Here is a 24,460-nt window from a genome sequence, read left to right on the forward strand (position 1 = left end):
CCACATGCATGGCTTTAACAAGATGGTTAAACCTTCTGATGAGATCCCGAAATAAATTCGGGATGACTCTACTAATTGGTTTTTATTGTAACAAATCGCTATCCGGCGCCTGTATAAACACCCCTTCCTCTACCTTCATTGTTTTTTTGATGATCAGACGGTGCTGTGATAAATCGTATATATCAAATATAGACATAACATGTACTTTCAAATTATCAATAGATACCGGCGAACCCATTTCCACATCATAAATATTGGTGGCTACAATATTCCGGCCATCAACCAGGATGATCAATCCCGAGCCTATGGCTTCCATCATATTACCTCCGGTGATCAGCAAGCCGGTATCTTCGCCCAAACCAATACCCAAAATGCCGGGGTTAGTAGCCACGGCATACATTAAGCGGCCAATACGGCCACGCTGTACAAAGTGAGTATCTACAATTACCGAGTCGATAAAACCCAGGCCGGCTGTGATCTGCACTTCGCCTTTGATGAGGGCCTCGTTGCTTTGGCCGCGGTAGATCATGTGGGTAGAAGCTGCCGCCGCGCCTGCCGATGTACCGGCGATGACAAAGTTCTCGTTTTGGTAACGCTGTTTCAGTATTTGTAAAAATTCGGTACCGCCAAAAATAGCTGTAAGCCGCAATTGGTCGCCCCCGCTGAACATCACCACATCGGCTTTGCGGATACGGTTAAGATATTCGGGATTGGCCGCATCCTCCCGGGTTTTAATGTGCAGTACATTAACATTGGTTACATTGAGCTGCCCAAAAGCTTTTACATATTCGTTACCTACCAGCTCGGGGATCTGCGATGCGGTAGTTATTACTTCAATTAATGAACCTTCGTGTTTGGCCGATTCGGTAATAATTCTTTTTAAAATTCCCTGTTCAAAAAATTTAATATAATCGGGCTGCATGATGTGCTCCTGGATGGTCACGTTACTTCCCATGTCAACAGCGCCGCCTATAATGATTAGTTTACCTTTCGGGACAGTCATAGTTATTATTATATTTAGTTGAAGGGGCTGATCAGGCTATTTCAGGCCGACCGAGTTAGCCTAAATTGGGTAATATCCCATAAATAACCTCTTACTCCGTCAACTTTTTTACCTAATCAACCGGTTTTAAATACAAATTAAGATAAAAACCCGCACAAACGCAGGCTGTTGTGAACATTTAATGCTTTTTAACTTCAAAAGTTTTATTTCCACTATTAAGTTTTATAGTTTTAAAGAAATTAAGCCGGCTAAAATTTTTGTAACCAAGGTATGAAGATCGAGAATATACAAGTGTTACGCGGACCAAACATCTGGAGCATCCGTCGTAAAAAATTAATACAAATGCGGCTTGACCTGCAGGAGATGGAGCACAAGCCCACCAATGAAATTGAGGGCTTTTATGAGCGGCTCGAAACACTGCTGCCCAGCCTGTACACGCATCGCTGCTCGCCCGGCGTACCCGGCGGATTTTTTCAGCGGGTTATCGCCGGTACCTGGATGGGGCATGTGATAGAGCATATTGCACTGGAGATACAAACCCTGGCAGGCATGGATACCGGTTTTGGCCGCACCCGCGAAACCAAAACCAAGGGCGTATATAATGTAGTGTTTGCCTACCTGGAAGAAAAAGTAGGTGTTTTTGCCGCCGAATCGGCCGTGCGTATAGCCGAAGCCCTGATAGCTGGCGAAGATTATACCCTGCAACTGGAAGCCGATATACAGCAAATGCGCGAAATACGGGAGAACACCCGCCTGGGCCCGAGTACTGGTTCCATAGTAGAAGAAGCCATTGCCCGTGATATCCCCTGGATCAGATTGAACAATCAATCGCTGGTGCAGCTGGGTTATGGCAAAAACCAGGTTCGTTTCCGGGCTACCATGACCGAAAAAACCAGCAGTATAGCCGTTGATATTGCCAGTAATAAGGACGAAACCAAACGCATGCTGCAAGAGCAGGCCATTCCCGTTGCCAAAGGTATTACCATATCCTCTATCGAAGGTGTGGCTGAAGCTATCCGCAAGATAGGTTTCCCCCTGGTATTTAAACCGCTTAACGGCAACCACGGGCGCGGCATATCCATCAATATTAAAACCGAGGAAGAAGCCATTGCTGCATACCAGCATGCCGCCAAAATATCCTACAAAGTAATTGTAGAACGTTTTATTACCGGCTTTGATTTCCGCGTACTGGTGATCGACAATAAAATGGTAGCCGCCGCCCTGCGCGATCCGGCCCACGTTATTGGCGACGGCAGCCTCACCATACAGGAGTTGATCGACAAAGAAAATGCCGACCCTCGTCGTGGTTACGGACATGAGAAAGTTTTAACGCTGATCGATATTGACCGCGATACACTTGATCTGTTGGAGAAAAAAGGCTATACGCTGGAAACCGTACCAGCCAAAGGCGAAAAGGTATTTGTGAAATCAACGGCCAACCTGAGCACAGGCGGTACTTCTGTTGATGTAACCGACCATGTGCACCCGCAAAATATTTTTATCTGCGAGCGCATCTCCAAAATTATTGGTCTGGATATATGCGGCATTGATATCATGGCCGAAAACCTTACTGAACCGTTGACCGAAAACGGTGGTGTGGTGTTGGAAGTAAATGCCGCGCCGGGTTTCCGGATGCACATTGCTCCAAGTGAAGGCCTACCCCGCAACGTAGCCGGCCATGTGCTGGATATGCTTTATCCTACCGGTAAATCGGCACGGATACCTATTATTGCCATTACCGGCACCAACGGTAAAACTACTACAACTCGCCTGATAGCTCACATTGTGAAAAACAATGGCCACCGCGTAGGCTTTACCACGTCAGACGGTATCTACGTACAGAACAATATGATGCTCAAAGGCGATACCACCGGCCCGGTAAGCAGCGAGTTTATCCTACGCGACCCAACCGTCGACTTTGCCGTGCTGGAAACTGCCCGCGGGGGTATCCTCCGCTCAGGTCTGGGTTTTGGCTTTTGCGATATTGGCGTAGTAACCAATATCCAGGAAGATCACCTGGGACTGGCCGATATCCATTCGTTGGACGACCTGGCCCGTGTAAAAAGTGTGGTATTGAACTCAGTTAAAAAAGATGGCTGGGGTGTTTTAAATGCCGATAATGAGCATTGCGTACGCATTGGCAATAAGGCTGATTGCAACATCGCTTATTTCAGCTTAAATGAAAATAACCCCATCATCAAGTCGCATTGCCGTAAAGGGGGGATAGCCGCCATTTGCGAAAACGGTTTTATCACCATTCAAAAAGGCGACTGGAAGATCCGCGTGCAGCGTACCATCCTCATCCCGCTTACCTTTGGGGGTACCGTGCCTTTCATGATCGAAAACGTACTGGCCGCCACGCTGGCCACGTTTTTATGGGGCTTCAAAACCGAGGATATCAAAATGTCGCTGGAAACCTTTATCCCATCGGCAGCGCAAACTCCGGGACGGATGAACATCTTTGAGTTCAAGGATTTCCGCTTTATGATCGATTTCGCGCATAATCCGGATGGTTATAACGGCATCAAAGAGTTCTTAAAACATATCGATTCGCCACTCAAGATAGGCATCATAGCCGGTACTGGCGACAGACGAGATGACGACATTCGTGAACTTGGCAAACTATCGGCCGAAATGTTTGATTATATCATCCTGCGCCAGGAAAAACACCTGCGCGGCCGTACCGCCGAAAACATCATCGGTTTACTCAGAGAAGGCATCGAATCTGTTGATGTGAACAAACCAGTAGAAGTAATTCCCAAAGAGGTTGATGCCATAAAACACGCCATGAGCCTGGCCAAACCCGGCACGTTCATCACCGCCCTGAGCGATGTAATAGATAACGCCATCGAAACTGTTCAAAACTACCAGGAACAGGAACGGAACGGGTTGTTTAATGTTTAGAGCCTCACCCTGCCCTCTTCTTTGGAGAGGGCTTTGAATAGTATTATGAAAGCCATTTTGTAAAATAACAAAATGGCTTTTTTTATAAAGTCCTCTCCTTTGGAGAGGATTTAGGTGAGGCTAAGTAATAATGCCACAACAACATACTCGCCACTGTTCGGTATGGTGTCCATTGTTCGGCAATAGCTATCAGCTCTTCCCGGGTAGTTTCTTTGGGTAATGATTTTACTCTTTTAAGCGCGTTTACCGCGGCCAGATCGCCTATCGGGAAAATATCCGCGTGTTGGAGTACAAACATCAGGTATACGTCGGCGGTCCAGTTGCCAATGCCTTTGAGGGTCGTGAGTTTGGCGCGGATAACATCATCGGGTAATTGTTCCAGTTCGGCCAGGTTGATCTGTCCGGTCAGGATAGCCTCGGCCAGGTATTTGGTATACGTAGTTTTTTGACGGCTAAAATAACAGGCTTTAAACTCTTCGTCGGTCAGCAGCAATACTCTTGCCGGAGTGATCTCCTGTATATATCCCCGCAGTTTATTCAACGCAGATAAAGCCGATGCCAGCGAAACCTGTTGCTCAAGGATGATGTGCACCAAAGTTTCAAACGTATTGGGCCGTGACCATAAAGGCGGATAACCATGAGCCTTAATGATATTGGCCAAGTCGGCATCAGATTGGGCAAGCTTATCGCAAATAGAATGATAGTTGGAATGGTTAAACTGTTTTAACATAGGTTTGTTATCATATAAAAAACGCGTCATTGCGAGCGCAGCAATCCCTAACTTTACAGAGTAGTAAAGCAAGTTGGCCTTGCCTATTGGGGATTGCCACGCTGCGCTCGCAATTGACGGCGGGGTATGGCGCCGATTAAATTACTAATTTTTTTAGGATTTAGCATTTAGTTTTCTGAATTTTACCTTTATGAACAATCTGCCGCCTTTAGCCGAACGTATGCGCCCGGGATCGCTCGACGATTATGTGGGGCAAAAACACCTTGTAGGGCCGGGCGCGGTTCTTCGTAAAGCCATTGAATCGGGCTCGCTGCCTTCCATGTTATTCTGGGGGCCTCCGGGGGTTGGTAAAACTACTTTAGCTTATATCATTTCGCAGTCGCTCTACCGGCCGTTCTTCTCTTTGAGCGCTATCAACTCTGGTGTAAAAGATGTAAGGGAAGTGATTGAAAAAGCATCACAGCTTAAGGAATTGGGTGAAACATTACCTGTATTATTTATTGATGAGATCCACCGTTTTTCCAAATCTCAGCAAGATTCTTTGTTAGGTGCCGTAGAGCGGGGTATTGTAACACTCATCGGTGCTACTACCGAAAATCCTTCGTTCGAGGTGATCTCCGCTTTGCTTTCGCGCTGCCAGGTGTATATCCTGCAACCGCTGGCAGAGGAAGATCTGCTCAACCTGCTGGATAAGGCCATGAAAGAGGATGTAGTGCTCAAGGATAAAAAGATCGTGATCGAAGAGCATGAAGCCCTGCTCCGCCTTTCCGGCGGCGATGCCCGTAAGCTGCTCAATATATTTGAGCTGCTCATCAATGCCTTTGATACGCCAGAGATAGTTTTAACCAACGAGGTGGTGCTGGAACACGTACAGCAAAACATGGCCCTGTATGATAAAACCGGCGAGCAGCATTATGATATTATTTCGGCTTTTATCAAATCCATGCGGGGATCTGACCCGAATGGCGCCGTATACTGGCTGGCTCGTATGATCGTGGGCGGCGAAGACCCTTTGTTTATCGCCCGGCGTATGCTCATCCTGGCATCGGAAGATATTGGCAATGCCAATCCCAATGCCCTGTTACTGGCTCAAAGCTGTTTTGAGGCGGTTAACAAGATCGGCATGCCTGAGTCGCAACTGATATTATCGCAAACGGCTATTTACCTGGCAACATCGGCCAAAAGTAATTCGGCCACAACAGCTATCGGCGCGGCTATAGCATTGGTACGCCAAACCGGCGATCTGCCCGTTCCATTGCATCTGCGTAACGCCCCAACAAAATTCATGAAGAATATAGGCTACGGTAAAGACTATAAATATGCCCATAGCTACGAGGGCAATTTTACCGATCTGGATTTTTTACCTGATGCTATCCGCGGCGCGCAAATTTACCAACCCGGCAACAACGCCAAAGAAAATGAATCAAAAGAAAAACTCAGAAAACTCTGGGGCGATAGATATAAATATTAGTTTGGAGAATCAAGACCGGAGGAAAAAACAATTGATCGGCTTTTTTGTCCTGATTCCTGACTCTTAATGTCTTGGTTCTCTAGTTTACTCGTCTTTGATAAAGAAAAACCTGGATGCGTTTTCGTCACCCCAAATTTTTACACCTCCCGCGGTAACCAGCTTCCAGCCATTCTTATAATAGGGTTGTAATAATTGCATGATTTGGGCTTCATGAGCTGCATCCATGTCTTTCACTTTAACCTTGAGGCTAAACTCCACGTATTTCTGAACCTGTGCCGTATCATCCCTGGTAATAAACATATTCGGGACACGTCCCCTCCCAGAAAATGTTTCCATAATGGTGATGGTCATATGTTTGGCTTTGCCATTTTTCTGCGCAAAGGCATGATAAACCGAACCAATAATCAATATCGGGATCAGAATTGCTGTTTTCATAAGTTAAATTGAGTTGTTGTTTAATTGATAGACTCATTCTTTGGTTTTGGTTTAACACACTTATAATTAATACTTTAAAAGCATTTATGTACTTCTTTCGAAAGTAAATAAATGCTTTTTTCTCCTTCTTGATTCCTGCCTCTTATCTCTTGCCTCTAATAATTTTGTATATTGAGCCCATACTTCACCTAATACTTTAAACACTCATGATATCTACTTTCATCAGGCATGAATTAAAAGCTTTCTGGCGATCAAAAAACACGGGTAAAAGTATAGCTGTACGCATAGTGATGATCTTCTTGATCCTTTACCTCTTTGGCTGCATATTGCTGGCCGGAATTGGCATGGATAAGATACTGGAAATTGCATTCCCTAATGACGACCTGGTAAAATCATTTTGCGGTATCGTTCTTATTTATTTTTTGTTTGATCTGTTTATGCGCCTGCAGTTGCAAGAGCTGCCCACCCTTAGAGTACAGCCGTACTTGCATTTGCCCATCAAAAGGAATACACTCGTTGGCTATCTGGCTATTACCGCCGTTTTTTCCATGTTCAATTTGTGGCCTTTCCTATTGTTTTTACCTTTTATCTTTAAAATAATAGCTCCGGATTCAGGCATTATAGTGGCATTGGCATTTGTTGTGGCAATTATAGGGATCTCGGTTTTCAATAACTACCTGGCCTTATATTTAAAAAGAAAATCAAACCTGAACGGCTGGATATTTTTGATAACCGCAGCTGTTTTGATATTGATCGTTATTGCCGATTTCTGGTGGCATTTTTATTCACTGCACAATATATCTTACGCATTTTTTGGCCGTTTGCTTACTATGCCGATACTGGCCATCATACCAGCACTGCTGGGTATAGTGATGTACTATTTTAACTTTTTGTATCTCAAACAAAATCTTTATCTCGAAACCCTCACAGCCCGTAAAGTAAAAATATACAAAAGCAATACCGATATTCCATTCTTATCTCGCTTTGGCACCATAGGTGATCTTGCGGCCAATGAAATTAAACTGGTATTCCGCAATAAACGATCAAGATCGTCATTGATCATCGGTTTGTTTTTTATGTTTTACGGGCTTATTTTTTATACCAATAAAAGCCTTGGCCAGGGTTGGTACCTTTTTGCGGGTATGTATATGACGGGAGCATTTGTAGTTAATTACGGGCAGTTTATGTTTGGCTGGCAGGCTTCACACTTTGATGGTATCCTGGTAAGCAAAATAAACTTCAGCGATTTCGTAAAAGCTAAATATCTGTTGTTTACTACTGTATCTGCAATATCATTTGTACTCACCATACCATACGTTTATTTTGGCTGGCATGTTTTGCTGGTGCATTTTGTAATGTGCGTGTGGAATATTGGCGTAACAACTACTATTGTATTGTTTTTTGCCAATCGCAACTTTAAACGTATCGACCTGTCTAAAAGCGGCACTATGAATTGGGAAGGCGTTGGCGCCAGTCAGCTTTTGTTAACGCTGCCCCTTATATTAACGCCGTACATTATTTATACGCCCTTTGCTGTTTTCAAACATCCGGATATTGGCCTGGCCTTATTGGCGGTAACAGGCTTTATAGCCATACTAACCCGTAATTATTGGATTAAACAACTGGAGGCCGACTACTACTCTAAAAGATACCGGATAGCCGAAGGCTTCAGAAACAAATAATATGATCGAGATCAAGAACCTGAAAAAAATATACGGCAACGTTACTGTTGTTGATATCCCTCACCTATCTATTGCCAAAGGCGAAAGTGTTGGCCTGGTTGGCAATAATGGTGCAGGCAAAACTACGCTGTTCCGTATGATCCTGGACCTGATATTGCCCGAAAGCGGTGAAATAACATCCAATGGCGAGATAGTTGCCGGGCATGAGCATTGGAAAGCTTATACCGCATCATACCTGGATGAGGGCTTTTTGATAGAATACCTTACTCCAGAAGAGTACCTGTATTTTATTGGTGGCCTGCACCAGCAAAGCCGGGCTCAGGTTGATGAAACGCTGACTGCTTTAGGCGATTTTTTTAATGGCGAAATATTAAACCGCGGCAAATACATCCGTGACCTATCCAAAGGTAACCAATGCAAAGTGGGCGTGGCATCATGCCTGCTGCAAAACCCGCAATTATTGATGCTGGATGAACCTTTTGCTAATATCGACCCCAGCACACAGTTCAGGCTGAAAAATATGCTGAAGGATGCCAACAAAAGCAAAGGTGTTACCACCATTGTATCCAGCCATGATTTGAACCACATCACCGATGTATGCGACCGCATCCTGTTGATGGAAAAAGGCGTGATCATTAAAGACATCGCCACCAGTTCATCAACACTAAGCGAGCTGGAAGATTATTTTGGTGTGGGGCAAACTGTGGGTGCGACGCCGGTTGTTAAAATTGACGAAGAAGAAAATCATTAAAAGAAAATTTGTCATCCTGAGGAACGAAGGATCTATTCAACATTATGCATAGTTGAATAATAGATTTTTCACTACGTTCAAGAGATCGTTCTTCACTACGTTCAGAATGACAAGTTTTATATTTATTTAGAAGCCTCTGCCTTTTCAGCCAGCAAATCATTCGTCAGTTTTTCAAACTCACTGATAAACTCGGTATAATATTCGCCGGTGCCTGGGCCGCTAAAACCGGTATGGATCTTGCGTACATCGCCACTTTTGTCAATAATAATGGTGGTGGGGAAACCCACTACTTTGGCCAGCATGGGCAGGCTCTTGGCGGTTTCCACCTTGTTACTGGTGTATCCGGTTATCAGTAAAGGGTAAGGCACATTGAACCTGTTTTTTACCTGCTGTAAAGCCTTTTTTGATTTTTCGAAATCATTGGTGCGCTCGTAAGCTAAGCCAATAACTTCTACACCTTTGGGTCGAAATTTTTTGTAATAGTTTACCATGTAGGCTGTTTCGTCCATACAATTTGGGCACCAGGAACCCAGTATCTGCACAATCACCACTTTATTTTTGTAACGGGCATCCTGAAGCGAAACTTCCTTGCCATTCATGTCCTTAAAGGTGAAATCTATTTTCTTGTAGCCAGGCTTTAGCGCGGTAAGCGAATAAGCATCGGGGAGTTTGGCGTTAGCATCTTTTACGGCTGTCCAGGCTTGTACTGATCCTACACTTACAAATTTGCCATCGGTTATGGTTTGCGCATCTTTAACTGTTGCCGTAAAGGTGTAAGCATGCCCACCGTCAAAGCAGGATAGCAATAATTGATTGCCCGATACCGATCCTTCCAAAAAGCGGTAATCGCCGGTGGTGGTTAAAAATGTACCGGTAAGCTTGTTGCCAGTTTGCTTAAACTCGCCAACGGTGGTATCGGCTCTTTCACCCTCACCAATCACCGCCGACCAGCGACCGCTAATATCAAAGGTTGGTTTTTCGGGACTTGACGTAAAGCGCCATGAGGTATTTGGCTCGGCCGAAAATTCGATCAATGCATCGCGCTCACCTAAATGCCGTACCCAATTTCCTTTTAAATTGCCAGCCTCCACTTTCAGTTTAAATTCCGAATCAAACAGGGGCATGTGGATAAATACCGAGTCGCCTTTGCTGCTTACATCGGTTACTTTTAATCGCTCGGAACTGTTGAGTACAAACAGTTCCTGCTTGCCAGCATTATCTTTCACTTCAAAGTTGAAGGGGATATCTATACCTGATTTTGATTTAAGTGCGCCGCGCCACACCCCTGTTTTAAGTTTGGTTTGCGCGTTTGATGCCTGTAAAATTAAAACGAAGATCAGTGCCGTGATGATCGATTTATAATTCATTTTTTAAAATAGTCTACTAAGTTGATATACTTTGTCAAAAGTATGAAAACATGGCAACTATTTCAAAACTATTTAGGCTCACACACGTTTGAACATGTAACAAAAACATATAAAAAGGGTGTCACCCTAAGCGCCGTCGAAGGGTAGAGCACAGAGACTTACCCACCATGCTTCGACGGAGCTCAGCATGACACCCATACCGGGCAATCATTTTTTATAAACTATTTCAAAACCCCACGCGATATAACAATACGCTGAATTTCGGATGTACCTTCATAAATCTGGGTGATCTTGGCATCCCGCATCAGGCGCTCTACATGATATTCCTTTACAAAGCCATAACCTCCGTGTATCTGCACCGCCTCTGTTGTGGTACGCATAGCTACTTCGGATGCAAAAAGCTTGGCCATGGAACCGGCCTGTGTATATGATTTGCCATGATCCTTTAACCAGGCTGCTTTAAGACATAATAAGCGGGCCGCTTCAATTTCGGTAGCCATATCGGCCAGTTTAAACTGGATGGCCTGCAAATCGGCAATGGTTTTACCAAAAGCTTTACGTTCTTTGGCGTATTGAACGGCCAGCTCATGGGCACCTGAGGCTATACCTAATGCCTGGGCGGCAATACCAATACGGCCACCCTCCAGGGTGCTCATAGCAAATTTAAACCCGAAGCCTTCATCGCCAATGCGGTTTTCTTTGGGCACTTTTACATCGGTAAACATGAGGGAATGTGTATCAGATCCGCGAATGCCCATTTTATTTTCTTTGGGGCCTATGGTAAACCCTTCCATACCCCGCTCAACAATAAGCGCATTAATGCCATGATGCTTTTTAGAAGCATCTGTTTGGGCCATCACAATATAGGTAGATGCGGAATTACCGTTGGTTATCCAGTTTTTGGTGCCATTAAGCAGGTAATAGTCGCCCATATCAATGGCGGTGGTACGTTGCGAAGTTGCATCCGAGCCGGCTTCCGGTTCCGAAAGGCAGAAAGCGCCTATCACTTCACCTTTAGCCAGGGGTACCAGGTATTTTTGTTTTTGCGCTTCGGAACCATATTTTTCCAGTCCATAGCAAACCAGGGAGTTATTTACAGAAACCACTACCGACGCCGACGCGTCGACCTTGGAGAGTTCTTCCATCACCAATACATAGGATATGGCATCCATACCACTCCCACCGTATTGCGGCGAAACCATCATTCCTAAAAAGCCCAGCTCTCCCAGTTTTTTTACCTGCTCGGCCGGAAACTTTTGGTGTTCATCGCGTTCTATTACTCCCGGCTTTAATTCTGTTTGTGCAAAATCGCGGGCCGCCTGGCGTATCATCAGTTGTTCTTCTGTAAATTCGAAATGCATAATATTTAAAAAAATAAATATAGCAATTACTATGCATGCATAGCAAACTTATTCCATAAAAAAAGAGAGCTTTTTTCAAAGCTCCCTTTCCCCTAATTAATTTAAACTATTGATTAAACCCAAAACAAAGAACAAAAAATCTCAACTTGGGCGTCTGAGAATTCAAAAAAAGTTTTTCATTGGTAGATGATTTTTTAATTTTTTCACAGATCAAATGCAGGGCGAGTTGTAGTAAACAATTTTGTTGCCACAATTTTAAATTTTCGCTAACTTAAACGTCAGTAAATATCTGTTCAGACATATATTATTATCAATATTTTTACGCAATTTTAAATACTTATAATTATTTATTTTTTCATAAAGGTAACTTTCCTATTTATAAACCAAGCCGATACCACCTATGCTACTTACTGATTTTGAATATCTTAACAACTCCGACGAAGCCTTTAAGAAAAAAGTAGCGCTGCAAATTAAAAATCTGCGAAGGCAGAATCAGGTAACCCAGGAGAAATTTTTTACCGAAACAAACATCAATATAGCTCGCTTAGAATCGGGCAAAATAGATATCAGACTGGATACTTTAAGGAAAGTTTGTTACTATTTTGATGTTTCTTTAGCCGGTTTTTTTCAAGGCATTTATTAAACAGGTATTTTTTTTATTAAATTGCTATTTCAAATTCTATTATTCCATACATCCGTTGTATTTTTTAACATACACACTTAAAAGTTTATGATCAAAAGAACACTCACTGCGACAGCTATCGCTATTATCTTTGGCATGCTGGCACTTTCGTCTTGTAATGATAAAACCAAGACTTATGCCGATAACGATCCGGTGTTTAAAAACATGGATACTTCCGTAAAGGCAGGGGACGACTTTTTTAAATACGCCAATGGCGCCTGGCTCAAAAAAAATCCGATACCGGCAGCCTATGCTTCCTGGGGAATTGGTAATGTGGTAGAAGAGGAATTACGCAACCGCATGAAAAAAATAAATGAGGATGCGCTTAAAGCCGATGCCCCCAAAGGCAGCAATACCCAAAAAATAGGCGATTTTTACTACAGCGGCATGGATACCGTTGATATCGAGAAGCAAGGTTTATCGCCCCTCAAAGATGAGCTCTCCAAAATTGACCAGGTAAAAGATATTAAAGGCTTAATCGAGGAGTTTGCGCACCTGAGTACTATCGGCGTTACTACGCCTTTGGGTACCTATGCCGGTCAGGATGCCAAAAACAGTGGTAAGATTGTTTTGCAACTGGGTCAGGATGGTATAGGCCTGCCCGATCGTGATTATTATTTTAATACCGACGCTCATAGCGTTACCTTACGAAATGATTACCAGCAAAAACACCTGCCCACACTGTTTAAACTAATTGGTTTGCAAGCTGATGCTGCTACGGTTGCCGCCAAACAAATATATGCCCTTGAAAAGTCACTGGCCGATAGCAGCCGCAAACTCGAAGACCTGCGCGACCCTTATCATAATTATAACAAAATGCCGCTTGCCGGCTTAAGTAAGCTGGTACCTGAGGTTGACTGGAAATCGACATTTGAAAAAATGGACTATAAAAATGTGGATACCGTTATTGTTGGTCAGCCCGAATATGAACGGGCTTTCAGCAAGGCACTCCATGCCTATAGTATAGACGACTGGAAAAACTATCTCCGCAAAAACCTGGTTTCGGAGTTTGGCCCTTACCTGAGTAAACCTTTTAATGAAGAACTTTTCCGCTTTTACGGTACTGTTCTTAACGGCAAAAAGGAACAACTGCCCCGCTGGAAACGCGTACTGGATACCGAAAACGGCGTTATGGGCGAAATACTGGGGCAAATATTTGTAAAAGAATACTTTCCCGAAAAAACCAAGGAGCGGTATGTGAAACTGGTAGAGGCCATGCGGGCTACTTTTAAAGAACACATTGAAAAGCTGGACTGGATGGGCCCACAAACCAAAGAAAAAGCCTATTATAAACTGAGCAAGGTAATGCCAAAAGTAGGCTATCCGGATAAATGGAAGGATTTCTCGAACCTGGAGATTAACCGTGGCCCATATGCTTTAAATGTAATGCGTGCCAATAACTGGTGGCATAAATACAGCGCCGCCAAACTGGGCAAACCGGTTGATCGTACCGAATGGGGTATAACACCACAAACCTATAATGCCTATTATAATCCTTCAAACAATGAAATTGTATTGCCTGCCGGCATATTTACTATTCCAGGTGCTAAAGATGAAAACATTGACGACGCGGTAATATATGGTTATGCAGCAGCCTCCACCATCGGCCATGAGATGACGCATGGCTTTGATGATGAGGGTCGGCAGTTTGATGCTGAAGGTAATTTAAAAGCATGGTGGCAGCCACAGGATTCGGTGAAGTTTACTCAGCGCGCGCAAATGCTGGTGAACCAGTTTAATGGCTACAGCATTTACGGCCTGCATGTGAACGGCAAAGCCACTCAGGGCGAAAACATTGCCGATCTTGGCGGTATTGTAATAGGGCTGGATGCCTTTAAGAAAACCGACCAGTATAAAGAAGGAAAAACTATTAATGGATTAACCCCGGTGCAACGCTATTTCTTGGGTTATGCCCTGGGTTGGCTCGGGCAGGATCGGCAGGAATCCCTATCCAGTCAGATACTTACTAATCCGCATGCACCCGGCTTTATGCGCGTAAACGGACCATTTACCGATGTGCCTGAATTTTATGAAGCCTTCCATATCAAAAAAGGCGATAAAATGTGGCTTGATCCGGATAAGCGCGTGAAGATCTGGTAGAAGCCCCCCGCCCCCCTAAAGGGGGAGCAATAAAAACACATGTCATTGCGAGGAGGTACGACGAAGCAATCTCCTCGCAACTGAACGTTAAGTCGAATAATCCCCATCAACACTGTTACAATCAACAGTAAATCAACAGCTTGTTTTTATTTAAATTTGCTGTAAAACACACATAACCATATGATAAAACTTTACAAAGCAACGCTTCTGGGCTGTGCCTCTGTAGCAATTTTAGCCCTAAGTGCTTACCAGGTTCAGCAAGCAGATAAACCGGTCGATCCGGTTTATGACAATATGGATAAATCCGTTGATCCGCGCACCGATTTTTTTAAATATGCCAATGGCGGATGGCTTAAACGCAATCCTATCCCCGCGGCATATTCCAGCTGGGGAATTGGCAATGTGGTACAGGAAGAGATCCGCAACCGGTTAAAAAAAATCAATGAAGATGCCTTAGCCGCCAGCGCGCCAAAAGGAAGTACTACCCAAAAGATCGGTGATTTTTATTATAGTGGTTTGGATACGGTCAATATCGAAAAACAAGGAATCAACCCATTGAAAACACAGTTGGCCCTGATAGACCAGGCCAGCGATGTTAACGGTATATTGAACGCCGCGGCCGTGTTAACCACTACCGGCACCCGCAATTTCATCGGTAGCCGGGTTGGTCAGGATGCCAAAAATAGTTCAAAAATGATGTTGCAACTGGGGCAATCCGGCCTGGGTTTGCCTAACCGCGATTATTACTTTAAAACCGATGCCCGCACTACCCGTGTGCGCACCGATTATAAAAGCACACATTTGCCAACCATGCTCAAAATTAGCGGATGGGATGAGCAGCAGGCAGCTAAAGGAGCTGAAAGTGCCTTTAAGATAGAACAGTTTCTGGCCGATAGCAGCCGTAAACTCGAAAACCTGCGCGATCCATATCGCAATTATCATAAAATGACCGTTACGCAATTAAACAGGCTTACCCCCAATATCAACTGGACTACCGTATTCAAAACGCTGGAGCTAAAGCCGGTAGATACTGTGATTGTTGGTCAGCCTGAGTATTATCGTGCAGTTAATACCGCGCTGAAAACATTTACCATTGATGACTGGAAAGCTTACCTCCGCTGGAAACTGATATCCTCATATGCCCCTTATCTCAATGCTGCTGCCGAGCAGGAAAGCTTTCGCTTTAGCGGTAAGGTAATATCGGGACGAAAAGAGCAGTTACCAAGTTGGAAACGCGTATTGGACACAGAGAATGGATTGATGGGCGAAGCTTTGGGGCAGCTGTTTGTGAAAGAATATTTCCCGGCTACGGCCAAATTGCGTTATACCGAAATGGTGGAAGCTATCAGACAAGCCTATCGTGAACATATTGCCAAACTGGACTGGATGAGCCCCGAAACCAAGCAAAAAGCCTTAATAAAGCTCAATGCTATACATCCCAAAGTAGGCTATCCGGATAAATGGAAAGATTTTTCGACCCTGGTGATGGACCGCGAATCATACGCTGGCAATGTAATGCGTGCCAGGCATTGGGCTTATGCCGTAAACATTAACAAATTAGGCAAACCCGTTGACCATACCGAATGGGGCATGACACCGCAAACCTACAATGCCAGCTATAGCCCATCCAATAATGAGATCACACTGCCCGCTGCCCAGTTCACCATTCCCGGTGTGAGGGATAGCGAGGTTGATGACGCTGTGGCTTACGGTTATGTAGCGGCATCAACCATAGGGCATGAAATCACCCATGGATTTGATGATGAAGGTCGTTTATTTGATGCAAAAGGCAATCTAAAAGCCTGGTGGACGCCTACCGATTCGGTTAAATTTACCCAACGCGCCAAAGTACTGGCTGATCAGTTTAGCAGTTATGTAGTATTGGATAGCCTGCATGTAAACGGCAAAGCTACCCTTGGCGAAAACATTGCCGATTTGGGTGGTATAGTTTTAGGTATCGACGCTTTTAAAAAGACCCAACAATATAAACAAGGCAAACCGATAAACGGATTAACTCCCATGCAGCGTTTCTTTTTAGGTTACGCACTGGGCTGGCTTGGACAGATCCGTGACGAAGCCCTCGCTAACCAGATTTTAACGGATGTTCACGCTCCTGGCTTCCTGCGGGTGAATGGCCCCTTTAGCGATGTGCCCGAATTTTATGAGGCCTTCAAGGTAAAAAAAGGCGATAAGATGTGGATAGACCCGGCTAAGCGGGTGAAGATCTGGTAGAAGTCCCTATAAAAATATCAAAAAATACCGTCATTGCGCAGCGTGGCAATCCCCGATTTGTAGAGCCGCTCTGTACAGTTAGGGATTGCCACGCTGCGCAATGACGCGTTTTTTTTCCTTTTGGAGAGGGCTGGGCAAAGTTCTCAGCAATGACATGCGTTGATTAAATTAGCTACAACTCCTTGCGCATCACATAGTCATTCATCCAATACGGACCAATGGCTATATCGTCTTCTGAAACAACGGCAAAGCCCATTTTTTCATAAAAGGTTTTGGCGTTGTTATAACGGTTCACGTTCAATTCCAGTATTCTTTTGCCGGCGTCTGTTGTTCTTTGAACCACTTCGTTGATCAGCACTTTACCATAGCCTTTACCCTGGGTTTTGGGCAGACAATACAATTTGTGCAGTTTATAAATATCAGCGTTCTCTTCACGTGGCGAATAGGCGGCAAAGGCTACAGGCTCTTCCCCTTCTAATAACAGCATAAAAGTTTGCGCACCGGTTTCAATTTGCTTACTGATCTTTTCAGCCGCATAGATCTCGTTCAGCATAAAGGTGATCTGCTCTTTTTCTAATATCGGGCTATAAGTTACCCACCAGGTTTCGTCGGCTATTTGTATAATGGCTTCTACATCTTTTACGGTGGCTGTTCTTATCGTATACATATTCATTTATTATTAGCTTCTTTCTTCCCAAATCATACACAGGTGCAATATGGTTTCCACGGCTTTTTGCATGTCCTGTACCGATACCCATTCCTGTTTGCTGTGAAAAGCGTGTTCGCCGGCAAATATATTGGGACAAGGCAAACCCATGAATGATAACCTGGATCCATCGGTACCACCCCGGATGCTGCACAGTTTGGCAGTGATGCCGGTACGGTTAATGGCTTCCATAGCATACTCTACAATTTCCGGATGCTTATCCAACACTGTTTTCATGTTGCGATATTGCTCACTCACGGCTAAACTGTAAGTTGATGCCGGATATTTTTTCAATACCCCGTCTGCAGTTTTACGGATCACATCAGCATGATTGCTTAACTTATTCGCGTCAAAATCACGGATAATAAAATCAATCCCCGCGGTTTCCACATGCCCCTCAATAGCTACAGGATGTATAAAACCCTGAATCTCTTCGGTATGCTCCGGCGATAAATTATCAGGCAAAGCCACGATGATCTCACCGGCAATTTTGATGGCGCTTTCCATTTTCCCCTTGGCAAAACCCGGGTGCGAGCTTACCCCGTTGATGGTTAGTCTTGCTCCGTCTGCCGAAAAAGTTTCATTCTCCATATTACCCGCGCTTTCGCCATCCATGGTATAACCAGCATAGGCCCCCAGTTTGGCAATATCCACATAATCAACCCCATGCCCAACTTCTTCGTCAGGGGTAAATAATATCCGGATATTTCCGTGTTTTATTTCGGGATGATTTATCAGTTGGTAACAGGCATCCATGATCTCAGCAACACCGGCTTTATTATCAGCTCCCAACAAAGTGGTACCACTTGCGGTTATCACATCGTTCCCTATCTGATTTTTCAGGTCGGGATGTTCGGCCTGCTTTATAATTTGTGTGGTATCATCAGGCAATATAATATCTTGTCCCTGGTAGTTTCGATGAACAATGGGTTTTACATTTTTTCCGCTGCAATCGGGCGCGGTATCCATGTGGGAGCAAAAACAAATTACGGGCACTTGTTTGCTGGTATTTGAAGGGATGGTAGCGTATACATAGCCATACTCATCCATGTGGGCGTCGGCTACACCTATTGCAAGTAGTTCGTTCACCAGCAGGCGGGCCAGGTCTTTTTGTTTTTCTGTTGAAGGAAATGAAACAGAAGAGGGGTCTGATTGCGTATCAATGGTAACGTAACGTAAAAAGCGTTCGGTTACGGTGAAGTTTAGTAATGAATTAAAATTCATAAAGCTATATATTAGTAAAGTTTTGCCGGTAACCGTACCCGACATGTTCCATTTGTAAATATTGATTAAAATTTAGCTTTGAAAAAATTTATTCTGCTTTTTGTTTTCACAATCGCTGGTTTTATAGCAAAGGCACAGGACGGATACAACTATTATGAATGGGGTATCGGTGGCGGCATTGGCTATGGCAAGGCTTATGCTGATATGAAAAGGGAAGATTACCACCCTATTTATAATATCAATATCGCCTACAATTTTAACCCTTACGTACCTGTAGCGCTCGAGTACCAGTTCGGCACACTTTCTGGCGGCGGCCGCACGCCTGATAAGGATGCCTTTGGCCGGATCTATAGAAACTCCTACAAAGCCTTACTGCTCCATGCCGATGTACAACTGGGAAGTTTTATTGATTATGCCGACAATGGTTTTTTAAACGTGATCAAAAACTTTTATGTGGGCACCGGCATAGGCGCCATATCCAACAATATGAAGGATATACAGCGTACCAACCTGCCTGCATATGTTCAAAACGGCCCGGTGGGCAGCACCAATGGTTTCCAGGGCAAGGACAAAAGCACCAACATGGTATTACCGCTGCGCTTTGGTTACGAGTTTAAAATTTATGATTCCTATGAGCAGGTAGGTTATACCATTACGCTGGGTTACGAACACAATTATACCTTCGGCGAAGGGCTCGATGGCTATAATGATCCCCCTGCACAGTTTAAGAACAATGCGCCCGACCAGTATGCCCACTTTACCATAGGTTTCCGGTACAATTTTGGAAATACGGTATCTTATAATAAACTGATCAGAAATTTCGGATTTTGAATATAGAAGAATTGCGTGACTATTGCCTGCAAAAGCCGGCCGTAACAGAAGGTTTCCCTTTTGGCGAGGATACCCTTGTTTTTAAAGTTGCCGGTAAATTGTTTTTACTCATTGGGCTGGAAAGCGGCAACCGGTTTAATGTAAAGTGCGAACCAGAACTTGCCGTTGATCTGCGTGAACGTTATCCCGAAGTGCAGCCAGGCTACCACATGAATAAAAAAATGTGGAATACCGTGTATATGGATGGCTCGCTAACCCGCAAACAACTTTGTGAAATGATTGACCATTCCTATGAGCAGGTGATCCTGGGCTTACCCAAAAAACTACAGGCCGAACTAAAAGCAATAGATTAGATATAATAATCGGGGCCAATTACAGTATTTGATGCATCTTGACTCTTGTATCTCATCTCTTGGCTCTCAAATACTATATTTGGGCAATAATACATCTCAATGAAGAAAATTCTATCCGTTTTATTGATCCTCTTAGTTGCTATTGCTTCAGCATATGCACAATTAACTCCATTCGAGCAGCATCCGGACCATAACTATACTGCTACCTATGCCGAAGTGATCGCGTATTACCAAAACCTCAACAGGCTTTACCCCCAACAGATGAAGCTGATCAATTACGGCACAACGGATATAGGAAAACCGCTTACCTTGATTGTGCTGTCGCGGGACAAGGTATTTGATCCGGCGCTGATCAAAAAGCAAAACAAACGGGTGCTCCTGATCAACAACGGCATACACCCTGGTGAGCCCGAAGGTATTGATGCCAGCATGATGCTGGTGCGCGATCTGCTTAAAAAAAATCAGCTCCCAAAAGATGTGGTGATCTGCCTCATTGCTCTTTACAATATTGATGGCAGTTTGAACCGCGGGTTGAGCCGGGTTAGTCAGAACGGACCTGTGGCTTATGGCTTTAGGGGTAATTACCGCAACCTGGATCTGAACCGCGATTTTATTAAAGCCGATAGTCGCAATGCCCAGGCATTTACACAGATTCTAACTGCCTGGAAACCCGAGATCTTCCTGGATAACCATACCAGCGATGGCGCCGATTATCAATATGTAATGACACTTATTGAAACACAAAAGGATAAACAAAACCCTATCCTGGCTAATTATACCACTAAAACGCTTACGCCATACCTGTACAGCCACATGAAAAAAAGCGGCTATGAGATGATTCCCTATGGTGCAGGTGAGGAAGGTTTGCCCGACTCGGGCATTGTGAGCTTTTTAGAAACGCCGCGTTTTGCCACAGGCTTCGCGGCTCAGCACAATATCATCAGTTACATTACAGAAACACATATGCTCAAGCCATTTGACAAACGGGTATATGCTACGTATGATTTTATGCAGCACCTCATCGATATCAATCAACGTGATGCTAAACTGATAGGCGAACTCAAGCAACAAGCCGATGCACAGGTAACTCAACAAAAAACGTTTGCGCTCAACTGGGCCGTCGACCGGCAAGCTATAGATACCATTACTTTCAAAGGCTATGCCGCCGGCTATAAAACCAGCGAAGTGAGCGGCTTAAATAGGCTGTATTACGACCGGAATAAACCTTACACCAAAACCATCAATTTCTGGAACACCTATAAAGTTACCGCCACAGCCGATAAACCCGTAGCCTATGTGATTCCGCAGGCCTGGGGCAAGGTAATCGATTTGTTTAAACTGAATGGGGTTAAAATGCAGCAACTGGCCCATGATACCACCCTGGGCTTACAGATGTATTATATTGAGGATTATAAATCCCCGCAAAAACCTTATGAAGGGCATTACCTGCACTCAGCTGTTAAACTGAACCCGGTGGATACGCGTGTTAAATTTTACACCGGCGATTACGTAGTGTATACTAATCAACCCATAAACCGTTATATTGTGGAAACATTGGAACCGCAGGGTGTCGACTCTTTTTTTACCTGGAACTTTTTTGATTCGGTACTGGGCGAAAAGGAATATTTTTCGGATTATGTATTTGAAGATATAGCTGCCAACTTATTGAAAAAAGACCCTGAACTGAAAAAGAAACTTGATGACGCGAAAAGTAAAGACCCTAAACTGGCCGGCAGCGCGCAGGCGCAATTATTCTTTGTTTACCGCAATTCACCCTATTTTGAAAAAACTTTTATGCGCTACCCGGTGGGCCGCTTGCTAACCGATACCAAACTCGATCTTAAATAAATGGAATATCTTATCCTAACGCCTGTAGCGTCTGTCATTTTTGTTATTACGCTCATCACTTCGTTATATGCCTTTTACAATCAAAACGTGTTAGGCAAAATGATGCTGCACCCTTATACGGTTTCGCGTGGTAAAGATCTGCATACGCTCATCACCAGTGGCCTCATCCATCGCGATACCATGCACCTGCTGTTCAATATGATGTCCTATTATTTTTTCGCCTTCCAGTTGGAACAAGTCATCGGGCATTGGCAGTTCGGCTTATTGTATATAGTAAGCCTGGTATTGAGCGATATGCCTTCGGTGCTTAAAAACCGGGATAATTATAATTACTACAGTCTTGGTGCTTCTGGTGCAATAAGTGCTGTAATATTTGGAGCGATATTATACTTCCCATTGGCAAAAATGGGCCTGATATTTTTACCTATCCTGATACCGGCTTACGTATTTGGTATATTGTACTTAATATATTGTACCTACGCCTCTAAATACAGCCATGACAGCATTAACCATGATGCTCACTTATATGGAGCCCTGAGTGGTTTAATGATCACCATTTTGCTTAATCCCCCGGTTTTGCCAGCATTTATTCAGCAAATTACCGGGGCAATTCAATCGATGCTGCATTAAGGATATTGCCATCGGCATCAAACAGAAAGCTCATTGGTTCTTCGGGATTTTTGATGATCTCGAACAGTAGGAATCCCCAGTTTTTCCAGAAGTTTTCCAGCACCTGGCCATAAACTTTGGGTACCCAATCGTCAAACAGCGGTTTGGTGCTGGTGCCCCGCAGGGGCATGGCTTCTACGTAAATGATATCTTCCACAGGTAAAATATTATACTCTGGCAGGCGATTGAACAGGTATGCCGAATAAAAAAAGCGCGCGTTAACTTCTTCAAACTGGATAGGGTGCAGGGTGTGACCTTTAATTTTCTCCAACGCCTCCCTGTGATAGCTGGCATTGGCGCCGTTATCCTGCAGGCAAATGATCAAACCAAAATCTTTGATCCGAAGCGAAAATGTCAGCGTGTTGATCTCATCGCGATAGCCAAAAATATCCTCAGCATTATCCACTTTAAACAATACCAAACTAAAAGGTTTAAAACCATCCAGCTCGATAGGCAGATTCAGACTTTGCAGCATCAGGTGCAGGTGGCTGAATTTATGGATAATGGCCTGCGACATGCTAAACTCTTCGCCTTGCGCATGCTGTTGTTTAATGCCCGCCTGGATCTCATTAAATATAATACCATACAACAGTTTACTTGCCCATTGAAACAATTTCAGCTCATCCAATTGCTTTACGGCTTCATAGCCAGCGTCAAAAGCAGCAGCGATCTCAGCCTCCAGGGGTTCCAGGAATTGTTCGTTGATGGCAGCGGTGCAGGGCAGTTTCAGGTCTTTGTAAGTGGCCATGCTTTCGTCGAGCAGTTTAAAAGGTTTATCTTCCAGGTTGTAGCGGCTCATGAGCCATTGCGGAAAAACCTGTATCTTTTCTTCTTCAGAATTTAAGGGCTGCCCGCTCAGGAAGCACTTATTATTACTGAAATTAAAACGCTCGAACGGTGAATAAATTTGTGCCGACATGGCCGCAAAGATAAGGATGAAACAGATGTGCGGATGTGCAAATATGCAGATGTGCGGATTTTTTGACATAACTTGCACATCATTTTTCATCTGCACATTTAAAATTTGCACATCCGCACATCATTTTTCATCTGCATATTTGCACATCCGCACATCTAAGAAACATGGAACTGACATATCAACCCTTTGAACTGCAACTCAAACACGCTTTTACTATAGCCAAGTTTTCGCGTACCTCTACCCCTATTATGCTGGTGCAAATTAAGCACGAAGGTTATACCGGGTATGGTGAAGCATCTATGGTGCCCTATATGGGCGAAAGCCATGAAACCGCTACCGCTTTTTTGAGTAAGGTTGATATCAGCCGGATCAGTTATCCCATTGATTTTGGCGCGGTGATCAATTACCTGGACAGCATAGCTCCGGGCAACCCGGCCATTAAAGCCGCTATTGATATTGCCCTGCATGACCTGGATGGGAAGATCAAACAACAACCCTGCTGGCAACTGCTGGGCAGCGACCCTGCAAAAATGCCGGTAACCAGTTTTACCATCGGTATCGATACACCCGAAATGATCATCAAAAAAGTAAAAGAGGCCGAAGGTTTCAAGGTGATCAAAGTAAAACTGGGTAAGGATAACGACAAAGAACTCATCAGCACCATACGCTCTGTGACCGATGTGCCCCTTTATGTAGATGCCAACCAGGGCTGGACAGACCTGCAACAAAGTCTCGACATGACTTACTGGCTGCAGGAACAAGGTGTACAACTGATAGAACAACCCATGCTCAAGACTGATCCTGACAGCAATGCCTGGCTCACCGAGCGCAGTCCCATCCCTATTATTGGCGATGAAGCTGTACAGCGTTTTGAGGATGTAGATAAAGCCAAAGGTGTTTACACGGGCATCAATATCAAACTGATGAAATCGGCAGGTATATATGAGGCCAGCCGGATGATCAAAAGAGCCCGGGAACTTAATCTGAAGATTATGATAGGCTGTATGACCGAAACCAGCTGCGCCGCCCTGGCTGGTCTGGCCCTGGCCCCACAAAGCGACTGGGTTGACCTTGACGGCCCCTTCCTGGTAAGCAATAACCCCTACCAGATGCCCGATTTTGCTGATGGCAAATATATATTGAATAATGACACGGGTTTGGGGATAAGGCATGTAATAAAATAGCAAAAACT

The 24,460-nt window shown here is 44.3% G+C and carries 20 protein-coding genes; 12 read left to right on the top strand and 8 right to left on the bottom strand.

Going from position 1 to position 24,460, the window contains the following annotated elements:
• Positions 1-82 precede the first annotated feature (82 nt).
• Complete coding sequence (locus FHW89_RS05445) at positions 83-1,003, bottom strand: cyanophycinase (RefSeq protein WP_172334012.1); 921 nt, start codon at positions 1,001-1,003, stop codon at positions 83-85.
• A gap of 270 nt (positions 1,004-1,273) precedes the next feature.
• Between FHW89_RS05445 and cphA the strand changes: the two genes are divergently transcribed.
• Positions 1,274-3,907 carry a cyanophycin synthetase gene (cphA, locus tag FHW89_RS05450; RefSeq protein WP_172334013.1) on the top strand — a complete coding sequence of 878 codons (2,634 nt, stop codon included), beginning with the start codon at positions 1,274-1,276 and terminating at the stop codon, positions 3,905-3,907.
• Between the two features lie 82 nt (positions 3,908-3,989).
• On the opposite strand, the gene FHW89_RS05455 is transcribed toward cphA, so the two are convergent.
• Complete coding sequence (locus tag FHW89_RS05455; RefSeq protein ID WP_172334014.1) at positions 3,990-4,637, bottom strand: DNA-3-methyladenine glycosylase; 648 nt, start codon at positions 4,635-4,637, stop codon at positions 3,990-3,992.
• Positions 4,638-4,827: 190 nt separating this feature from the next.
• Between FHW89_RS05455 and FHW89_RS05460 the strand changes: the two genes are divergently transcribed.
• On the top strand, positions 4,828-6,108 hold the full coding sequence (locus FHW89_RS05460; protein WP_172334015.1) for a replication-associated recombination protein A: 1,281 nt from the start codon (positions 4,828-4,830) through the stop codon (positions 6,106-6,108).
• Between the two features lie 84 nt (positions 6,109-6,192).
• On the opposite strand, the gene FHW89_RS05465 is transcribed toward FHW89_RS05460, so the two are convergent.
• Positions 6,193-6,543: a hypothetical protein gene (locus FHW89_RS05465; RefSeq protein ID WP_172334016.1), complete on the bottom strand. Its 351-nt coding sequence runs from the start codon at positions 6,541-6,543 to the stop codon at positions 6,193-6,195.
• Between the two features lie 206 nt (positions 6,544-6,749).
• Here FHW89_RS05465 and FHW89_RS05470 point away from each other — a divergent pair, with 206 nt between their 5' ends.
• Together FHW89_RS05470 and FHW89_RS05475 are read left to right on the top strand one after the other, a co-directional pair.
• The gene (locus FHW89_RS05470) at positions 6,750-8,225 is read left to right on the top strand and encodes a DUF5687 family protein (protein ID WP_172334017.1); all 1,476 of its coding nucleotides are present in this window, start codon (positions 6,750-6,752) and stop codon (positions 8,223-8,225) included.
• A gap of 1 nt (position 8,226) precedes the next feature.
• Positions 8,227-8,976 (top strand): ABC transporter ATP-binding protein, encoded by a 750-nt coding sequence (locus tag FHW89_RS05475; RefSeq protein ID WP_172334018.1) that lies wholly within the window; start codon positions 8,227-8,229, stop codon positions 8,974-8,976.
• Between the two features lie 122 nt (positions 8,977-9,098).
• Here the strand turns inward: FHW89_RS05475 and FHW89_RS05480 are convergent, their stop codons facing one another.
• Entirely contained in the window at positions 9,099-10,343 is a 1,245-nt protein-coding gene (locus FHW89_RS05480; protein ID WP_172334019.1) for a peroxiredoxin, read from the bottom strand.
• Positions 10,344-10,564: 221 nt separating this feature from the next.
• On the bottom strand, positions 10,565-11,704 hold the full coding sequence (locus tag FHW89_RS05485) for an acyl-CoA dehydrogenase (RefSeq protein ID WP_172334020.1): 1,140 nt from the start codon (positions 11,702-11,704) through the stop codon (positions 10,565-10,567).
• 400 nt (positions 11,705-12,104) lie between these two features.
• On the opposite strand from FHW89_RS05485, the gene FHW89_RS05490 reads away from it, so the two are divergent.
• The 3 genes from FHW89_RS05490 to FHW89_RS05500 all read left to right on the top strand — a co-directional run bounded on the left by FHW89_RS05490 (position 12,105) and on the right by FHW89_RS05500 (position 16,718).
• The gene (locus FHW89_RS05490; protein WP_076373966.1) at positions 12,105-12,347 is read left to right on the top strand and encodes a helix-turn-helix domain-containing protein; all 243 of its coding nucleotides are present in this window, start codon (positions 12,105-12,107) and stop codon (positions 12,345-12,347) included.
• 87 nt (positions 12,348-12,434) lie between these two features.
• Positions 12,435-14,486: a M13 family metallopeptidase gene (locus FHW89_RS05495; RefSeq protein WP_172334021.1), complete on the top strand. Its 2,052-nt coding sequence runs from the start codon at positions 12,435-12,437 to the stop codon at positions 14,484-14,486.
• A gap of 180 nt (positions 14,487-14,666) precedes the next feature.
• A complete protein-coding gene (locus FHW89_RS05500; RefSeq protein ID WP_172334022.1) occupies positions 14,667-16,718 on the top strand; it encodes a M13 family metallopeptidase in 2,052 nt (683 codons plus the stop codon).
• Positions 16,719-16,890: 172 nt separating this feature from the next.
• On the opposite strand, the gene FHW89_RS05505 is transcribed toward FHW89_RS05500, so the two are convergent.
• Both FHW89_RS05505 and pepT read right to left on the bottom strand, forming a co-directional pair.
• Entirely contained in the window at positions 16,891-17,385 is a 495-nt protein-coding gene (locus tag FHW89_RS05505; protein WP_216650491.1) for a GNAT family N-acetyltransferase, read from the bottom strand.
• Between the two features lie 12 nt (positions 17,386-17,397).
• Positions 17,398-18,648 (bottom strand): peptidase T, encoded by a 1,251-nt coding sequence (gene pepT, locus FHW89_RS05510; RefSeq protein ID WP_172334024.1) that lies wholly within the window; start codon positions 18,646-18,648, stop codon positions 17,398-17,400.
• A 78-nt stretch (positions 18,649-18,726) separates the two neighbouring features.
• Here pepT and FHW89_RS05515 point away from each other — a divergent pair, with 78 nt between their 5' ends.
• The 4 genes from FHW89_RS05515 (at position 18,727) to FHW89_RS05530 (ending at position 22,310) form a co-directional block, all read left to right on the top strand.
• Positions 18,727-19,479, top strand: a complete 753-nt coding sequence (locus FHW89_RS05515; RefSeq protein ID WP_172334025.1) for an outer membrane beta-barrel protein — start codon at positions 18,727-18,729, stop codon at positions 19,477-19,479.
• On the top strand, positions 19,476-19,832 hold the full coding sequence (locus tag FHW89_RS05520; protein WP_172334026.1) for an MmcQ/YjbR family DNA-binding protein: 357 nt from the start codon (positions 19,476-19,478) through the stop codon (positions 19,830-19,832). Before FHW89_RS05515 ends, FHW89_RS05520 begins: the two co-directional genes overlap by 4 nt.
• 99 nt (positions 19,833-19,931) lie before the next feature.
• The gene (locus FHW89_RS05525) at positions 19,932-21,680 is read left to right on the top strand and encodes a M14 family zinc carboxypeptidase (protein WP_172334027.1); all 1,749 of its coding nucleotides are present in this window, start codon (positions 19,932-19,934) and stop codon (positions 21,678-21,680) included.
• On the top strand, positions 21,681-22,310 hold the full coding sequence (locus tag FHW89_RS05530) for a rhomboid family intramembrane serine protease (RefSeq protein ID WP_172334028.1): 630 nt from the start codon (positions 21,681-21,683) through the stop codon (positions 22,308-22,310).
• Here FHW89_RS05530 and FHW89_RS05535 read toward each other — a convergent pair.
• Positions 22,279-23,268 (bottom strand): hypothetical protein, encoded by a 990-nt coding sequence (locus FHW89_RS05535; RefSeq protein WP_172334029.1) that lies wholly within the window; start codon positions 23,266-23,268, stop codon positions 22,279-22,281. The genes FHW89_RS05530 and FHW89_RS05535 overlap by 32 nt on opposite strands.
• A gap of 164 nt (positions 23,269-23,432) precedes the next feature.
• Between FHW89_RS05535 and FHW89_RS05540 the strand changes: the two genes are divergently transcribed.
• The gene (locus FHW89_RS05540; RefSeq protein ID WP_172334030.1) at positions 23,433-24,452 is read left to right on the top strand and encodes a dipeptide epimerase; all 1,020 of its coding nucleotides are present in this window, start codon (positions 23,433-23,435) and stop codon (positions 24,450-24,452) included.
• Positions 24,453-24,460: the final 8 nt, after the last annotated feature.

The sequence above is a fragment of the Mucilaginibacter sp. SG564 genome (assembly GCF_013149275.1).
Lineage (GTDB): Bacteria > Bacteroidota > Bacteroidia > Sphingobacteriales > Sphingobacteriaceae > Mucilaginibacter.